A 15,395-nucleotide genomic window follows, 5' to 3' on the forward strand; every position below is an offset into this window, starting at 1 on the left:
GTTCGACACTCCTTCACCGAGCGTGCCTCTTGCGTTCACAGCAACAAGCCATTTACGCGCCGATCAAGGATAGACCATGAGCCTTCCAACACTGGCCCAATTGCCGGCCATTCTCTTGCCATACGCCAAGCGGGCCGAGCAGTCATTTCGTGACGCAGTGGCCGCGCTGGGCGACGATCATGGCCTTTCTGCGTGGACGCCGCAACGGTGGGCTGAGTTTGCCCGCGTGTGCGCCGCCAGTGATTTCGTCATTGAACAGAGCCTTCGTGACCCTTTGATGTTGCTCGAGCTGGTGGCCTGGGGCGAGTTGGACCGCAGCTTTGCGCCCGGCGAGCTGTGCGGGCAGATCGCCAGCGTCGTGCAACAAGCTGAAACGGAAGATGAGTTGGGTCGTGTGCTGCGTCGCCAGCGCACACGCCAACAAGTGCGCATCATCTGGCGCGACCTGACACGCCAGGCTGACTTGGTGCAAACCTGCCGTGACCTTTCCGACATGGCCGACGCGAGCATCGACCAGGCTTACCAATGGTTGTACCAGCGCCACTGCGTGCAATTCGGTACACCCACCGGCCGGCGCAGCGGTGAAGCGCAGCACATGGTCATCCTCGGCATGGGCAAGCTCGGCGCCGTGGAGCTGAACCTGTCCTCGGATATCGACCTGATCTTCGCCTACCCCGAAGGTGGCGAGACGGTAGGGGTCAAGCGTGCCCTGGATAACCAGGAGTTTTTCATCCGGCTTGGTCAGAAATTGATCAAGTCCCTCGACCCGATGACCGTCGACGGGTTTGTATTCCGCGTCGATATGCGCCTGCGTCCCTACGGTTCGGCCGGCGCCCTAGTGCTCAGCTTCAACGCGCTGGAACAGTATTACCAGGACCAGGGCCGCGACTGGGAGCGCTACGCCATGATCAAGGCGCGCGTAGTCGCCGGCGACCAAGTCGCCGGTGCGCAATTGCTGGAGATGCTGCGGCCGTTCGTCTACCGGCGTTACCTGGACTTTTCCGCCATCGAAGCGCTGCGCACCATGAAGCAGTTGATCCAGCAGGAGGTGCGGCGCAAGGGTATGGCCGACAACATCAAGCTGGGTTCGGGTGGCATCCGCGAAGTTGAATTTATCGCCCAGGCCTTCCAGTTGATCCACGGTGGCCGCGACCTGAGCCTGCAACAGCGGCCGCTGCTCAAGGTGCTGGGCACCTTGGAAGGTCAAGGTTATTTGCCACCGGCGGTGATCGCCGAGTTGCGCAATGGCTATGAATTCCTGCGCTACACCGAGCACGCGATCCAGGCAATTGCCGACCGGCAGACGCAAATGCTCCCGGACAGCCCGGAAGACCAGGCGCGTATTGCCTTTATGTTGGGCTTCGCTGATTGGGCCGCTTTCCACGAGCGCTTGATGTACTGGCGTGGCCGAGTGGACTGGCACTTCCGCCAAGTCATCGCTGATCCGGACGAAGAAGAGGGCGAAGAAAGCGAGCTGGTGGTGGGCGGTGAATGGTTGCCGTTGTGGGAAGAGTCTCAGGACGAAGAGGCCGCTTGTCGCCAACTGGCCGAAGGCGGTTTTACCGACGCGACCAAAGCCCTCAAAGCCTTGGCCGGCCTGCGAAACAGTCCGCAATTGCGCGCCATGCAGCGTCTGGGCCGTGAGCGGCTGGATGCATTTATCCCGCGGTTGTTGGCTCAAGCCGTCGAGCACGCCAACCCTGACTTGGTGTTGGAGCGCGTGCTGCCGCTGGTGGAAGCGGTCGCCCGTCGTTCCGCCTACCTGGTGCTGCTGACGGAAAACCCCGGCGCCCTGCGTCGCTTGCTGACCTTGTGTGCCGCCAGTCCCTGGATCGCCGAACAGATCACCCGCTTTCCGCTGTTGCTCGACGAACTGCTCAATGAAGGTCGCCTGTTCAAACCGCCATTGGCGCCGGAGCTGGCCGCCGAGCTGCGCGAGCGCCTGACGCGTATCCCCGAGGATGACCTTGAGCAGCAGATGGAAGCCCTGCGCCATTTCAAGCTGGCCCACCGCTTGCGCGTCGCTGCCTCGGAAATCGCCGGCAGCTTGCCGCTGATGAAGGTCAGCGACTACCTGACCTGGCTCGCCGAAGCCATTCTCGAGCAAGTGCTGGCCCTGGCCTGGCGCCAGACCGTGGCCCGCCACGGCTCGCCACAACGGGTGGACGGCACCTTGTGCGACCCTGGGTTCATCATTGTCGGTTATGGGAAAGTGGGCGGCATCGAACTGGGGCATGGTTCGGACCTGGATCTGGTGTTTATCCACGACGGTGATCCGCAGGCCGAGACCGATGGTGCCAAACCGATTGACGGTGCGCAGTTCTTCACGCGCCTGGGCCAGCGGATCATCCACTTGCTGACCACCCAGACCAACTCCGGGCAACTGTATGAAGTGGATATGCGGCTGCGGCCCTCAGGTGCATCCGGTTTGCTGGTCAGCTCCCTGGGGGCTTTCGAGCGTTATCAACAAAATGAAGCCTGGACCTGGGAGCACCAGGCGCTGATCCGCGCGCGGGTGCTGGTGGGTAGTCAGGATGTGGGCCATGCGTTTGAGCAAGTACGCGCTACAGTGTTAGGGCGTGAACGCGACTTGGAAAAGCTGCGCCAAGAGGTCAGCGAGATGCGTGCGAAGATGCGCGACAACCTGGGGACCAAGAGCACGGCGGCCGGTACCGGCGCCAATGCCTTCGAACCTACCGTCGTGTTCGACCTCAAGCAGGACGCCGGAGGTATCGTCGATATTGAATTTATGGTGCAATACGCGGCTTTGGCGTGGTCTGCGCAGCATCCATTGTTGCTGCGCTATACCGACAATATCCGCATTCTGGAAGGCCTGGAGCAGGTGGGGTTGATGCCCGCCGCCGATGCCCATTTGCTGCGCGAGGTGTATAAGGCCTACCGTTCCGCCGCGCATCGACAGGCTTTGCAAAATGAGGCCGGTACGGTCACCGGGGATCAGTTCGCCGACGAACGGCGTCAGGTAATGCGAATCTGGCAGGAGCTGGGGTTGAGCTGAAACACTATTAGGGCGGGGAGGCATAAGCCTCCCCGCATCGTTTGTGGAAACTAGATGAATATTCTGATCGTTGGGCCCAGTTGGGTCGGTGACATGGTAATGGCACAGACACTGTTCCAGTGTTTGAAGCAACGTCATCCCGACTGCCAAATCGACGTGCTCGCCCCTGAGTGGAGCCGGCCGATCCTCGAGCGCATGCCCGAAGTGCGCCAGGCCTTGAGCTTTCCGCTCGGCCATGGCGCCCTGGAGTTGGCAACCCGTCGTCGTATCGGTAAATCCCTGGCCGGGCAGTACGACCAGGCCATCCTGTTGCCCAACTCGCTCAAGTCGGCGCTGGTGCCGTATTTCGCCGGCATTCCTAAACGTACCGGCTGGCGCGGCGAGTTTCGCTATGTCCTGCTCAATGATGTGCGCACGCTCGACAAGGCGCGCTACCCGCTGATGATCGAGCGCTTCATGGCTCTGGCCTATGAGCCGGGTGCCGAATTGCCCACGCCTTACCCGCGCCCCAGCCTACAGATCGACCCGGTGACTCGCGACGCGGCCCTGGCCAAGTTCGGCTTGATGCTCGACCGCCCGGTGCTGGCACTGTGCCCAGGCGCTGAGTTTGGCGAGTCCAAGCGCTGGCCGTCGGAGCACTACGCCAAAGTCGCCGAGATGAAGATCCGCGAAGGTTGGCAGGTGTGGCTGTTCGGCTCGAAGAACGATCATTCGGTGGGTGAAGACATCCGCCAGCGTTTGATTCCCGGCCTGCGCGAGGAGGCGGTGAACCTCAGTGGCGACACGTCCCTGGCTGAAGCCATCGACCTGTTGTCCTGTGCCGACTCGGTGGTGTCCAACGACTCCGGCCTGATGCATGTGGCCGCTGCGCTGAACCGTCCGCTGGTGGCGGTCTACGGCTCGACCTCTCCAGGCTTTACCCCGCCATTGGCTGATAAGGTCGAAGTGGTACGCTTGGGTCTGGAATGTAGCCCGTGTTTCGATCGCACTTGCCGATTCGGCCACTACAATTGTCTGCGCCAGTTGCTGCCGCAACCGGTCAGCGATGCCTTGCAGCGGTTGCAGGGCTCTGTGGTCGAGGTCCGTTAGTTTGCGAGTACTGGTAATCAAGACTTCGTCCCTGGGTGACGTGATCCACGCCTTGCCGGCACTGACTGACGCGGCGCGGGCGATCCCCGGCATTCGCTTTGACTGGGTGGTGGAAGAAGGTTTTGCCGAGATCCCCACTTGGCACCCGGCGGTGGACAAGGTGATCCCGGTGGCGATTCGTCGCTGGCGCAAAAACATCTGGCAGACCATCAAAAGTGGTGAGTGGCGACGCTTCAAGCAGCGCATCCAGTCGACCAAATACGACTTGGTGATCGACGCCCAGGGCCTGCTCAAAAGCGCCTGGCTGACGCGCTACGTGCGCGCTCCGGTGGCGGGCTTCGATAAAAATTCTGCCCGCGAGCCCATCGCCGCCCGCTTTTATTCGCGACGCCTGGCCGTGGCGCGCGGGCAACATGCGGTGGAGCGTCTGCGCCAGCTGTTCGCCGTGGCCCTCGGCTACGACTTGCCCAAAGGCCTGGGCGACTATGGCCTGAACGTCGACAAGCTGCTCGGCCTGCCGCCAACGAAACCCTTCGTTCTGTTGCTGCACGGCACCACTTGGGACACCAAGCACTGGCCTGAAGCCTACTGGCGCGAGCTGGCCGAACGCATGGGACGCCTGGGTGTGGACGTGAAGTTGCCATGGGGCAACGCCGCCGAAAAGGCCCGAGCCGAACGCCTGGCCCAAGGCCTGCAACACGCTGAAGTGCTGCCCAAGCTCAACCTGGCCGGTGTCGCCCGTGTATTGGCGGGCGCCCGCGCCTGCGTGGCGGTGGACACGGGGCTCGGCCACTTGGCCGCCGCGTTGGATGTGCCGACCATTTCTTTGTTCGGCCCGACCAACCCAGGCCTGACCGGTGCCTACGGCAAGGGCCAGATTCACCTGGCCAGCGACTTCCCATGCGCGCCGTGTCTGCAAAAGCAATGTACCTATCAACCGACGGCCGACGACCTGCGTCGGTTCGACATCAAGCGCGAGTCGCCCCTGTGCTTCACGCGCCTGAACCCTGAGCGTGTGGCAAGCCGACTGAGCACGTTGTTACTGGCTGAGGAACTGCACTGATGCAACTGGCTTTTGTTTTGTACAAATATTTCCCCTTCGGCGGTCTGCAGCGTGACTTCATGCGCATCGCCCTGGAGTGCCAGCAGCGCGGCCATCAGATTCGTGTCTACACGCTGATCTGGGAAGGCGACATCCCGCCCGGTTTCGAAGTGCTGGTGGCGCCGGTCAAGGCGTTCTTCAACCATCGGCGCAACGAGAAGCTCAGCGCCTGGATGGAAGCCGACCTGGCCAAGCGCCCGGTGGACCGCTTGATCGGGTTCAACAAAATGCCCGGCCTGGACGTGTACTACGCCGCCGACGGCTGCTATGAAGACAAGGCGCAAAACCTGCGTCACTCGCTGTACCGCAGCTTTGGCCGTTATCGGCACTTTGCCGAGTACGAGCGCGCGGTGTTTGCCAAGGACGCCAAGACCGAAGTCTTGATGATCTCCGAAGTGCAACAGCCGCTGTTCATCAAGCATTACGACACCCCGCTTGAGCGTTTCCACCTGCTGCCGCCGGGCATTGCCCTGGACCGTCGCGCACCGCCGAACGCCGCCGAGATTCGCGAAGGTTTCCGCAAGGAATTCAACCTGGGTGATGACGACCTGCTGCTGGTGCAAATCGGTTCCGGCTTCAAGACCAAGGGCGTCGATCGCAGCCTAAAGGCCGTGGCCGCTCTACCGGCGGAACTAAAAAAACGTACGCGCCTGTTTGTAATTGGCCAGGACGACCCCAAAGTATTCCAACTGCAGAGCGCCACATTGGGGCTCGGCGATAATGTGCAGTTCCTCAAGGGCCGCAGCGACATCCCGCGTTTCCTGTTGGGCGCCGATCTGTTGATCCACCCGGCGTACAACGAAAATACCGGCACCGTGTTGCTCGAGGCCGTGGTGGCCGGGTTGCCGGTGCTGGTTTCGGCCGTGTGTGGTTATGCCCATTACATCGCCGAAGCCGACAGCGGTCGGGTGCTGGATGAGCCGTTTGAACAAGCGCAGCTCAACCAATACCTGGCGCAAATGCTCTCCGACACTGAACAGCGCGCGGCCTGGGGCCGCAATGGGTTGGCCTTCGCCGAGACGGCTGACCTCTATAGCATGCCGCAGCACGCTGCGGATGTGATTCTGGCGGAGCCAAAGCGATGAAGTTGATTCTTGCCGAACCGTTCAAGACCTTATGGGCCGGGCGTGATGCCTTCGCCGAAGTCGAGAAACTGCAAGGCCAAGTGTTTCGTGAACTGGCGGCGCGTCGCACCTTGCGCACCGAGGTGGAGGGGCGCCCGTATTTCGTGAAAATCCACCGCGGCGTCGGCTGGGGCGAAATTTTCAAGAATCTGATTACTGTCAAGTTGCCAGTACTGGGCGCAGGCCTTGAGTGGGCGGCCATCCACCGTCTGCAACAGCTCGGCGTACCGACCATGACCGGCGTGGCATTCGGCGAAACAGGCAGCAACCCGGCGAACCAACACTCGTTCATTATCACCGAGGAACTGGCCCCGACCATCAGCCTGGAAGACCTGACCATCAACTGGGTCACGCAGCCGCCCACGCCCGCCCTGCGCCATGCATTGACGGCGGAACTGGCGCGTATGATTGGCGATATGCACCGTGGCGGTGTGAATCACCGCGACTGCTACCTCTGCCACTTTCTGCTGGACACCGCAAAACCGATCGACGCCCGCGACATCAAGCTGTCGGTGATCGACCTGCACCGCGCCCAACTGCGTGCCCATCTGCCGCTGCGCTGGCGCAACAAAGACCTGTCCGCGCTGTATTACTCAGCGATGGAAATTGGCCTGACCCTGCGTGACAAGTTGCGTTTTCTCAAAGGTTACTTCCGTCAGCCGCTACGCCAGATTCTCGCCGAGCAGTCGGCGTCCCTGAGCGTGTTGCAACGCAAGGCCGACAAGCTTTACGCGCGTAAGCAACGCTTGGGGGATGCGATCTGATGGCTGGTTGGAACCTCGAACCGGCTTACGCCAACCTGGCAGATGATTTTGGAAGCCTTGAGGCAGTGTTTGCCTTGCAAGGCGAACAACTGACGCGCGACCCGTTGTCGGAAGTGATTCGGGTGGAGCGTGGTGGGGTCAACTATTACGTCAAGCGCTACATTGGTGCCGGCAAAGGCTTGCGCCGCTACGTGGGCAAACCTCGAGTGAAGTCCGAATGGCAGAATCTCAAGCGCTTCGCCAAGTGGGGTATTCCCACCGCTGACGTGGTGGCCTGGGGTTTGGAGCGCAAGGGACTGGCCTATGACCGTGGCGCGATGATCACCCGCGAGCTGCCGAAAACCGAAGACTTGTCAGTGTTGGCCGACCGTAACGACGCCTGCTTGAAAGACCCAAAGTGGGTCAATGTGGTCAGTCGTCAGCTCGCCGAATACACCCGAACGATGCACGAACATCGCTTCACCCATAACGACTTGAAGTGGCGCAATCTTTTGGTCGATGACCAGAAAACCCTGTACCTGATCGATTGCCCCAACGGTGATTTCTGGCGCGGTTTCTGGCTCAAATACCGTATTACCAAAGACCTGGCCTGCCTGGACAAGGTTGCCAAGTATCACTTGTCGGCCACCCAGCGCCTGCGCTTCTACATGCAATATCGCCAACGCACGCACCTGACGGCGTCGGACAAACAGCGAATTCGCCACGTGGTGAAGTTTTTCGAGGGGCGCGAATGAGTGATTTTCTGGCGGCCGAAGACCGCGCTCTGCTGGAGCGCAACGGCCTCGCAACCTTCGACGCCCTGTGGGCCCGGCAACTGGAGGCGGTGGATGAGCCCAATACCAGTGATGGCGGCTGGAGCAGCGTGTTTCGCCTGGAGCTCGAAGGCCAGGGGTACTACCTCAAGCGCCAGAGCAACTACCTGACACGTACGTTGTACAAGCCGTTTGGCGAGCCCAGCTTTGCCCGTGAATTTCGCAATATCAGCCGTTACCAAAAGCTCGGTATCCCTGCGTTGCAGGCCGCGTTCTTCGGTGAGCGCAAGGTCAATGGCGCGCGCCGCGCGATGTTGTTGACCCGCGCGCTCGACGGCTGGAACGACTTGGATTCGTTGCTGGAGCAGTGGTCGCAATTGAGCGACGCCCAGCACCGGGCGATCCTGTTGGCTTGTGGTCAGTTGGCTCGCCACCTGCACAATGTGGGTCAGGTGCACGGCTGTTTTTACCCTAAACATATTTTCCTGCAGGCCGCCGGCGACGGTTACACCGCGCAGTTGATCGACCTGGAAAAAACCCGCCCGCTGTTGTTCGGCGTGCGCGATCGGGTCAAGGATCTGGAGCCGCTGTTGCGGCGTGCGCCGCAGTGGTCGGACACCCAAGTGCGGCAACTGCTGGCAGCCTACCTGGAACAGCCTGAAGACAGCTCGCTGGTAGGCGCCTGGTTCCAGCGCCTGACGGCCCGCCGCAGTCGCAAGGAGAACCGCTGATGCGTTTGTCCGAGCTGAAAACCGCCGGCCGCACCCCCAGCCTGCCGCTGACTATCGAATTGGCGGACGCGGCAGGCCCAGGGCAGTTGCAATTGCTCAGCCTGCTGCGAGTATTGCCGGGCGAGCGCTATGTGGGCGCGGCGGTCTGGCGCGGGCGCCCGGTGCTGGCCAAATTATTGGTGGGCAGCAAGGCCGCGCGGCATTTTCAGCGAGAGCGCAACGGTGTGCGCCTACTGGCTGAGCAAGGCTTGATCACGCCGTTGTTGCTGGCCGATGGCTTGCAGGAAGGCGAGGGTGGGTGGCTGCTGTTTGAGTTTATTGAAGGCGCTGAAAGCCTCGCCGATGCTTGGCAGGCGGTCGAAGGTTTGCCGCCGCTGGCGGATGAACAGACCGCCGTACTGGCCGAAGCACTGGGTGCGATTGCCCAGATGCACGCCAAAGGGCTGTGGCAGGAAGACCTGCACCTGGACAACCTGCTGCGCCAGGGCGGCAAGCTGTACTTGATCGATGGTGCCGGGATTCGCGTCGAAGACGCGGGCAAGCCGCTGTCGCGCAACCGGGTGTTGGAAAACCTCGGTGTATTTTTTGCCCAGTTGCCGAAGAATCTTGAGCCGTTTACCGAAGAACTGCTCGTGTATTACCTCCTGGCCAACGGCGAGCACGCTCTGCCGCTGGAAGCCCTGGAAAAGCAGGTACGCAAGGTCAGCGCCTGGCGTTTGAAGGACTTTTTGAACAAGGTCGGCCGCGAATGCACGCTGTTCAGCGTGGTGCGTGGCGCCTTTGCCTTGCGCGCAATTCGTCGCGAGGAAGAGGCTGCGATGTTGCCGGTGCTGGAGCGTGCTGATGCGTTGCTGGACCAGGGGCATCTGTATAAGACCGGTGGCTCGGCTACTGTGGCCAAGGTCGAGGTGGCCGGTCGGCCGCTGGTGATCAAACGCTACAACATCAAGGGTTTTACCCACTGGCTCAGGCGCTTCTGGCGGCCCAGCCGTGCGTGGCATTCCTGGTACGAGGGCAATCGCCTGGCGTTTCTTGGGATTGCTACGCCCAAGCCGTTGGCGGTGTTGGAGAAGCGGTTTTTATGGCTGCGCAGTCGGGCTTATCTGGTTACTGAGTATTTGCCGGGGCCGGATCTCATTGAGCGTTTTGCGCCGTATGTTGAGGGCGGGGATGCGCCTGAGGCTGAGCTGGTGGCGTTGGATCGGTTGTTTGCGGAGTTGATCCGTGAGCGGATCAGCCATGGGGATTTCAAGGGGCACAACTTGTTTTGGGATCGGGATCGATGGGTTTTGATCGATCTGGATGCTATGCGTCAGCATGGGTCTGCTGCGAGTTTTGCTCCGGCGTTTGCCAGGGACCGGGCGCGGTTTATGCGTAATTGGCCGGTGGGTAGTGCGTTGTATCAGGTGATTGATCAGCGGTTGCCCAAGTTGGTTGGTGGGTCGGTTTGATTGGGTGCATATCCGTTATTTAGGTAACGGCTGCTTATGGTTTCGCTCTTACAGCCAGCCCTTTCAAGGTCTTTAGGTAGAACAGGCAATAAGTAACCTGTGGCGAGCGGGCTTGTCGGGTCGCCGCATCGCCCGCGTTGGGCTGCGAAGCAGCCCCAAAACCAGCAGCCGAAGAGTGCCTGACTCACCGCATTCTTCCTTTTGGGGTCGCTTCGCAACCCAACGCGGGGCAAGCCCGCTCGCCACAGGGACAGTGTTCGCCCTTAACTGGTTGGTATCAGCCAGATATGGCCAGTTTTTCAAAGACCTTGAAAGGGCTGGCTGTAAGAGCGGAACCAATAGCAGCCGTTACCGCAGAAACGGATATGTCCCCCCAGATCGAATCAACTGTTGCCTGATCAACAGCAATCGAACACTTGGCGCCCGATAACGACAGTCTTCACTCGCTAAAAAATCATACCTCGCTGATTTTATTGGATAAAAAATCCTGGCATGCGCTCTGCAATGCCATCCGGTGAATCCTTTCATCGGTCGTCCAAGCGGAGCCTTGTATGTCTTCCAGCCTTTCTTCTATTTCCCGTTTGATCTGCTTAGGCGCCGCCTTACTGCTGAGCCACGCCGCCCAAGCCACCGAAGGCGACGACGCCGTCCCCTCCCTCGCCGGCAAGCGCATCGCCGTCAGCATGACCGGCACCAGTCACTACTTCGATATCAAAGCCTTCCAAGCCCAGGTCGACGAAATCAAACGCCTAGGTGGCACGCCGATTACCCTGGACGCTGGGCGTAACGACAAAAACCTCGTTACCCAATTGCAAACCGTGGTCACCCAAAAGCCCGACGCCGTCATCCAGACTCTCGGCACCCTCAGCGTCATCGACCCCTGGCTCAAGCGCATCAGCAAGGCCGGCATCCCGCTGTTCACCATCGATGCCCCCTCGCAATACAGCCTCAACAACACCACCTCCGATAACGTCGCCACCGGCAAAGCGCTGGCCGATCAGTTGATCAAGGACGCCGGTGGCAAAGGCAAAATCCTGGTGTTCAACGGCTTCTACGGCGTGCCGGTCTGTGCGATTCGTTATGACCAGTTGAAGCTGGCGCTCAAGGATTACCCACAACTGGAAATCATCCAGCCGGAGCTGCGCGACGTCATCCCCAACACCGTGCAGGACGCCTACTCCCAGGTGTCGGCGTTGCTCAACAAGTACCCGACGGGCAGCGTCTCGGCGATCTGGTCGGCGTGGGATATTCCGCAACTGGGTGCGAGCAAGGCGCTGATCGATGCCAAGCGCACCGAAATCAAAACCTATGGCGTCGATGGCACTCCGCAAGTGCTGGAGTTGCTCGGCCAGGCGAATTCGCCGGTCGGCGCGGTGGTGGCTCAGCAGCCGGCGTTGATCGGCAAGACCGCCGTGCAGAACGTGGCGCGTTACCTCGCCGGGCAGCGTGACTTGCCCAAGGAAACCCACGTGGCGACCTTGCTGACCACCGCCGCCAACCTGGCGCAGGTTCAGCAACTGCGGGGTGATTGATGACAGCGTTGCACCTGCAAAACCTGCGTAAGCGCTTCGGCGCCACCCTGGCGCTGGATGATGCCAGCCTCAAGGTTGAGCGCGGCACCATTCACGGTTTGGTGGGCGAGAACGGTGCGGGCAAGTCGACTTTGATCAAGATCCTCGCCGGTATCCACAAGGCGGACGCGGGGCAGGTGAGTATCGACGGCCAGTTATACACGTCGCTGTCGCCGCGCAAGGTGGACGCGTTGGGTGTGCAGTTCATCCACCAGGAGCGCTTGCTGCCGGCGAGTTTTACCGTGGGCGAGGCGCTGTTTTTCGGGCATGAGTTGCGGCGCGGCCCCTTCGTGGATCGGCGCAGGCAGACACGTGAAGCCGAGCGTTTGCTGGTGGAATATTTCGATCTGCAATTGCCGATTGGTGCGCTGGTGGGCGAGCTGAACAGCGCCGAGCGCCAGGTGCTGCAAATCACTCGGGCGTTGATTCGCAAGCCCAAGATTTTGGTGTTCGACGAGCCCAGCGTGGCGCTGGTCAAACGCGAAGTCGATCAGTTGTTGCGCATCGTCAAGCATCTGCGGGACCAGGGTTTGTCGATCCTGTACATCTCCCATTACCTGCAAGAAATCGACAGTCTGTGTGATGAAGTTACGGTGCTGCGCAATGGCCGGGATGTGGCGGTGGTGGAGCCACGGCATACCGACAGTCGCGAGATTGCACGGCTGATGGTTAACCGTGAGGTGCAGGAGATGTACCCCAAGGCGGTGGTCGAGTCTGGCGAACCTTTGCTGCAAGTGCGCTCTCTGAGCCTGGCACGGCGGTATCGCCAGATTGACCTGGAAGTACGGCGCGGTGAAATCGTCGGGTTGACCGGGCTGGTGGGCTCGGGCGCCAAGGAGTTGTTCAAGACGCTGTTCGGCGTTGAGCGAGCTGACAGTGGCAGCATTCATCTGGAGGGGCGTTTGCTACGCCTGCGTTCCCCCGGTCAGGCGATTGCGGCGGGGATTGCCCTGGTGCCGGAGGAGCGGCGCAGCCAGGGGATTTCTCCGGTGCTGTCGGTGCTGGAGAATCTGACGCTCGCGGGGCTCGAGCAGTTCTCTCGCTGGGGTCTGTTGAACCGTCGCAAGGAGCAGGCACAAAGCCTGCGGTTGATCGACGAATTGGCGATCAAGGCGTCCGGGCCTCACGCGGCAGTCAGCCAGCTTAGCGGTGGCAACCAGCAGAAAGTCGCCTTGGGTAAATGGCTGAGCCGTCGCTCGGCGGTGTACTTGTTGGACGAGCCCTGTGTGGGCGTGGATGTTGGCGCCAAAGTGGAGATCTATCGTTTGATCGGACGCTTGGTGGAAGAGGGCGCTGCGGTGTTGGTGTTGTCGTCGGATTTGCCGGAACTGCTCGGGATCAGCGATCGAGTTCTGGTGCTGCATCGCGGTGAAATTGCCGGGGAGTTCCGCGCGGGAGAGGCCGACAGTGATCAGTTGCTGGCGTGTGCCACGGGCGCGGTGCCGGCTGTTGCTGTGCACGTTCGGGAGGTTGAGCATGCTTGAAGTCGCGACGCCAGGGTTGTCGCAGCGCTTGTGGGTGCTGGTGTTGCGCCGAGGCTCTGTGGGCGTATTCCTCGCGATCCTGCTGGGGTTTACCCTGGCGGTACCGAACTTTCTGTCGGTGAGTAACCTCGCCAATGTGTTCAGCCAGTCGGCGATCCTCGGGGTGCTGGCCTTCGGGCTTACCTGCGTAATTATCGGTGGTGGTTCGAACGTGGTTGCCGGCGGCCTCGACCTGTCGCTGGCGGCCAATCTGGGGTTATGTGCTGCGGTGTTCAGTCGCCTCAACAATGCTGGGTTGGATCTCTGGATCACCTTGCTGCTGACGTTAGGCTGTGGCGTGGTGGTCGGCCTGCTCAATGGTTTGGCGGTGGTGGTGCTGCGCTTGCCACCGTTGTTGGCGACGCTGGCGAGCATGAATGTATTGGCCGGGCTCGAACTGGTGTTGACCGAAAACACCGTGGTCTCCACGGACTCGCCGTTGCTCGATGTGCTCAGCAGCGGTGCATGGTTGGGAGTGCCGGTGCTGGCGTGGGTGTTGCTGGTGACGGGTGGACTGCTGACGTTGCTGATCCAACATTCAGCCTATGGGCTGCGCTTGCATGCGGTGGGCGAATACCCTCAGGCCGCCGAAGCGGCAGGCATTCGCAATGCGGGCTATGTGCTGTCGAGTTACCTGCTGTCGGGCGCTTGTGCCGCAGTGGCCGCGTTGTGTTCGGCCGCGTTCTTCAGTGGCAGCACCACCGGTTCCGGCGACATGTTGCTGTCGGTGGTGGCGATCGCTTTTCTGGGCGTGGTGTTTTCCCGGCGACTGGTCGCGAGTATTCCGGGCACCTTGCTCGCGGCCTTGTTGATTGGTTTTTTGATCAACGGTTTTCAGTTGCTCAACGTCTCAAACTTCTGGGTCAACGGGGTGCAAGGTGTGCTGATTCTGCTGGTGGTGGCGGCGTCCAGTGCATTGAAGCGAGGAGTCAGTTCATGAACGCGCGCTCATTACTGCCGCTGACTTTACCGCTGGTGTTTGTGGTCATTGTGCTGGTGTTTGCCGTGCAGGCGCCGGGGTTCCTCAGTGGCGGTAACTTGAAAAGCCTGGTGCTGAATAACTTCGTGTTGCTGGCGATTGTTGCCATCGGCATGACCTATGCGGTGGCCGCCGGTGGCATCGACCTGTCGGTGGGCACGGCACTGGATTTCGCCAGTTTCAGCTTCGTGGTGCTGCTCAATGGCGGGCACGGCTGGGCAGTCGCCGCAACCGGTGCGCTGGCTGCTGCATTGCTGGTGGGGGTGTTGAATGCCGGGCTGATTGCCGGGCTGCGGATCAGTCCTTTCCTGGCCACCTTGGGCACCTTGTTTATCGGCACCAGTGCCCAACAATTACTCTCGGATGGTGGCCAGCCAATCTATATCACTCAAGGCTTGAAGCCTGAACTGACAGGGCTGACGCCATTATTGGTGGTGTTGGGCCTGGCGCTGTTCTACGGCTTGGCATTAGCGCGTGGGCGTCTGGGCCGCGAACTGCTGGCCCAGGGCACCCAGCCGCTGCTGGCGTATTACTCGGGGTTGTCGGTGCGGCGCATAGTCACCGTCGTGGCCCTGGCAACTGCCTTGGCCTGCGGCGTGGCGGGTGTGTTGCTCAGCTCGACGGTCAGCGCCTACGTGCCGTTGTCCGGCAATGCGTTCCTGCTCAACGCGATTGGTGCGGTGTTTATCGGCACCACGCTGAGCCGTCAGGGCCGCGCGAATATTCCCGGGACCCTGTTGGGGGTGTTGTTCATCAACGTGATCGCCAACGGTCTGTTGCTGATCGGCTGGAATTTTTACTGGCAGCAGGTGGCGACTGGAGTTTTGATCTTTGTGGTGCTGACCTTCAGTTTCGCCAGCCGGCGCATGCTGGAAAGCCATTAATCAAAACTGGTACTCAGCGCCTGCCCCCGCATACCAGGAGCGGCCCGGCGCCGCTTCGTAATAGCGGTTGTTGCTGTCGCCGACGATCACCGAGCCGACGTACTGGCGGTCGAGCAAGTTGTCCAGGCGCAGGGTTTGGTGGAAGGTCCAGTGCTCCACCTTCTGTTCGAAGCGCGCGCGCCAGTTGAATACGCTGTAGCCCGGCGCTGCGTGTTGCTGGTTGGTGTCTTCGACGTAGACCTTGCTGCGGTACATGCCCTCGAGGGCGGTGCTGACCCAGTCGCGGGGCTTCCAGTTGAGTTCGGCGAAGAGCGTGGTTTGCGGGACGCCGGGGAGGTAGTTGCCTTTGTTGATGGCGGTGTTGCCGCCGCTGATGAAGTCGCTGTCGTAGGTGGCTTGCAGGCGGGTG

At 61.0% G+C, this 15,395-nt stretch carries 13 protein-coding genes; 12 read left to right on the forward strand and 1 reads right to left on the reverse strand.

Annotated features, from left to right (window positions below; all coding sequences use genetic code 11):
* Positions 1 to 76: 76 nt before the first annotated feature.
* The 12 genes from glnE (at position 77) to BFL40_RS01425 (ending at position 14,986) form a co-directional block, all read left to right on the forward strand.
* Complete coding sequence (glnE, locus tag BFL40_RS01370; protein ID WP_071482714.1) at positions 77 to 3,016, forward strand: bifunctional [glutamate--ammonia ligase]-adenylyl-L-tyrosine phosphorylase/[glutamate--ammonia-ligase] adenylyltransferase; 2,940 nt, start codon at positions 77 to 79, stop codon at positions 3,014 to 3,016.
* A 54-nt stretch (positions 3,017 to 3,070) separates the two neighbouring features.
* Positions 3,071 to 4,105 carry a lipopolysaccharide heptosyltransferase II gene (gene waaF, locus BFL40_RS01375; protein WP_071482715.1) on the forward strand — a complete coding sequence of 345 codons (1,035 nt, stop codon included), beginning with the start codon at positions 3,071 to 3,073 and terminating at the stop codon, positions 4,103 to 4,105.
* Position 4,106: 1 nt separating this feature from the next.
* Positions 4,107 to 5,168, forward strand: coding sequence for a lipopolysaccharide heptosyltransferase I (waaC, locus tag BFL40_RS01380; protein WP_071482716.1), 1,062 nt, complete (start codon positions 4,107 to 4,109; stop codon positions 5,166 to 5,168).
* Positions 5,168 to 6,292, forward strand: a complete 1,125-nt coding sequence (locus BFL40_RS01385; RefSeq protein WP_071482717.1) for a glycosyltransferase family 4 protein — start codon at positions 5,168 to 5,170, stop codon at positions 6,290 to 6,292. Before waaC ends, BFL40_RS01385 begins: the two co-directional genes overlap by 1 nt.
* Positions 6,289 to 7,095 (forward strand): lipopolysaccharide core heptose(I) kinase RfaP, encoded by an 807-nt coding sequence (gene rfaP, locus BFL40_RS01390; protein ID WP_071482718.1) that lies wholly within the window; start codon positions 6,289 to 6,291, stop codon positions 7,093 to 7,095. Before BFL40_RS01385 ends, rfaP begins: the two co-directional genes overlap by 4 nt.
* Entirely contained in the window at positions 7,095 to 7,829 is a 735-nt protein-coding gene (locus BFL40_RS01395) for a lipopolysaccharide kinase InaA family protein (protein WP_071482719.1), read from the forward strand. Before rfaP ends, BFL40_RS01395 begins: the two co-directional genes overlap by 1 nt.
* Positions 7,826 to 8,578 carry a lipopolysaccharide kinase InaA family protein gene (locus BFL40_RS01400; protein WP_071482720.1) on the forward strand — a complete coding sequence of 251 codons (753 nt, stop codon included), beginning with the start codon at positions 7,826 to 7,828 and terminating at the stop codon, positions 8,576 to 8,578. Before BFL40_RS01395 ends, BFL40_RS01400 begins: the two co-directional genes overlap by 4 nt.
* Positions 8,578 to 10,029 carry a lipopolysaccharide kinase InaA family protein gene (locus BFL40_RS01405; protein WP_071482721.1) on the forward strand — a complete coding sequence of 484 codons (1,452 nt, stop codon included), beginning with the start codon at positions 8,578 to 8,580 and terminating at the stop codon, positions 10,027 to 10,029. Before BFL40_RS01400 ends, BFL40_RS01405 begins: the two co-directional genes overlap by 1 nt.
* A gap of 551 nt (positions 10,030 to 10,580) precedes the next feature.
* Complete coding sequence (locus BFL40_RS01410) at positions 10,581 to 11,561, forward strand: sugar ABC transporter substrate-binding protein (protein WP_071482722.1); 981 nt, start codon at positions 10,581 to 10,583, stop codon at positions 11,559 to 11,561.
* Entirely contained in the window at positions 11,561 to 13,084 is a 1,524-nt protein-coding gene (locus BFL40_RS01415; protein WP_071482723.1) for a sugar ABC transporter ATP-binding protein, read from the forward strand. The genes BFL40_RS01410 and BFL40_RS01415 overlap by 1 nt, the downstream gene beginning before the upstream one ends.
* A complete protein-coding gene (locus tag BFL40_RS01420; protein WP_071482724.1) occupies positions 13,071 to 14,063 on the forward strand; it encodes an ABC transporter permease in 993 nt (330 codons plus the stop codon). Before BFL40_RS01415 ends, BFL40_RS01420 begins: the two co-directional genes overlap by 14 nt.
* Entirely contained in the window at positions 14,060 to 14,986 is a 927-nt protein-coding gene (locus tag BFL40_RS01425) for an ABC transporter permease (protein WP_071482725.1), read from the forward strand. Before BFL40_RS01420 ends, BFL40_RS01425 begins: the two co-directional genes overlap by 4 nt.
* On the opposite strand, the gene BFL40_RS01430 is transcribed toward BFL40_RS01425, so the two are convergent.
* A partial coding sequence (locus BFL40_RS01430) for a TonB-dependent receptor domain-containing protein (RefSeq protein WP_143088326.1) occupies positions 14,987 to 15,395 on the reverse strand: 409 nt, incomplete at its 5' end. It abuts the gene before it with no gap.

It is taken from the genome of Pseudomonas costantinii (assembly GCF_001870435.1).
GTDB classification, from domain to species: domain Bacteria; phylum Pseudomonadota; class Gammaproteobacteria; order Pseudomonadales; family Pseudomonadaceae; genus Aquipseudomonas; species Aquipseudomonas costantinii.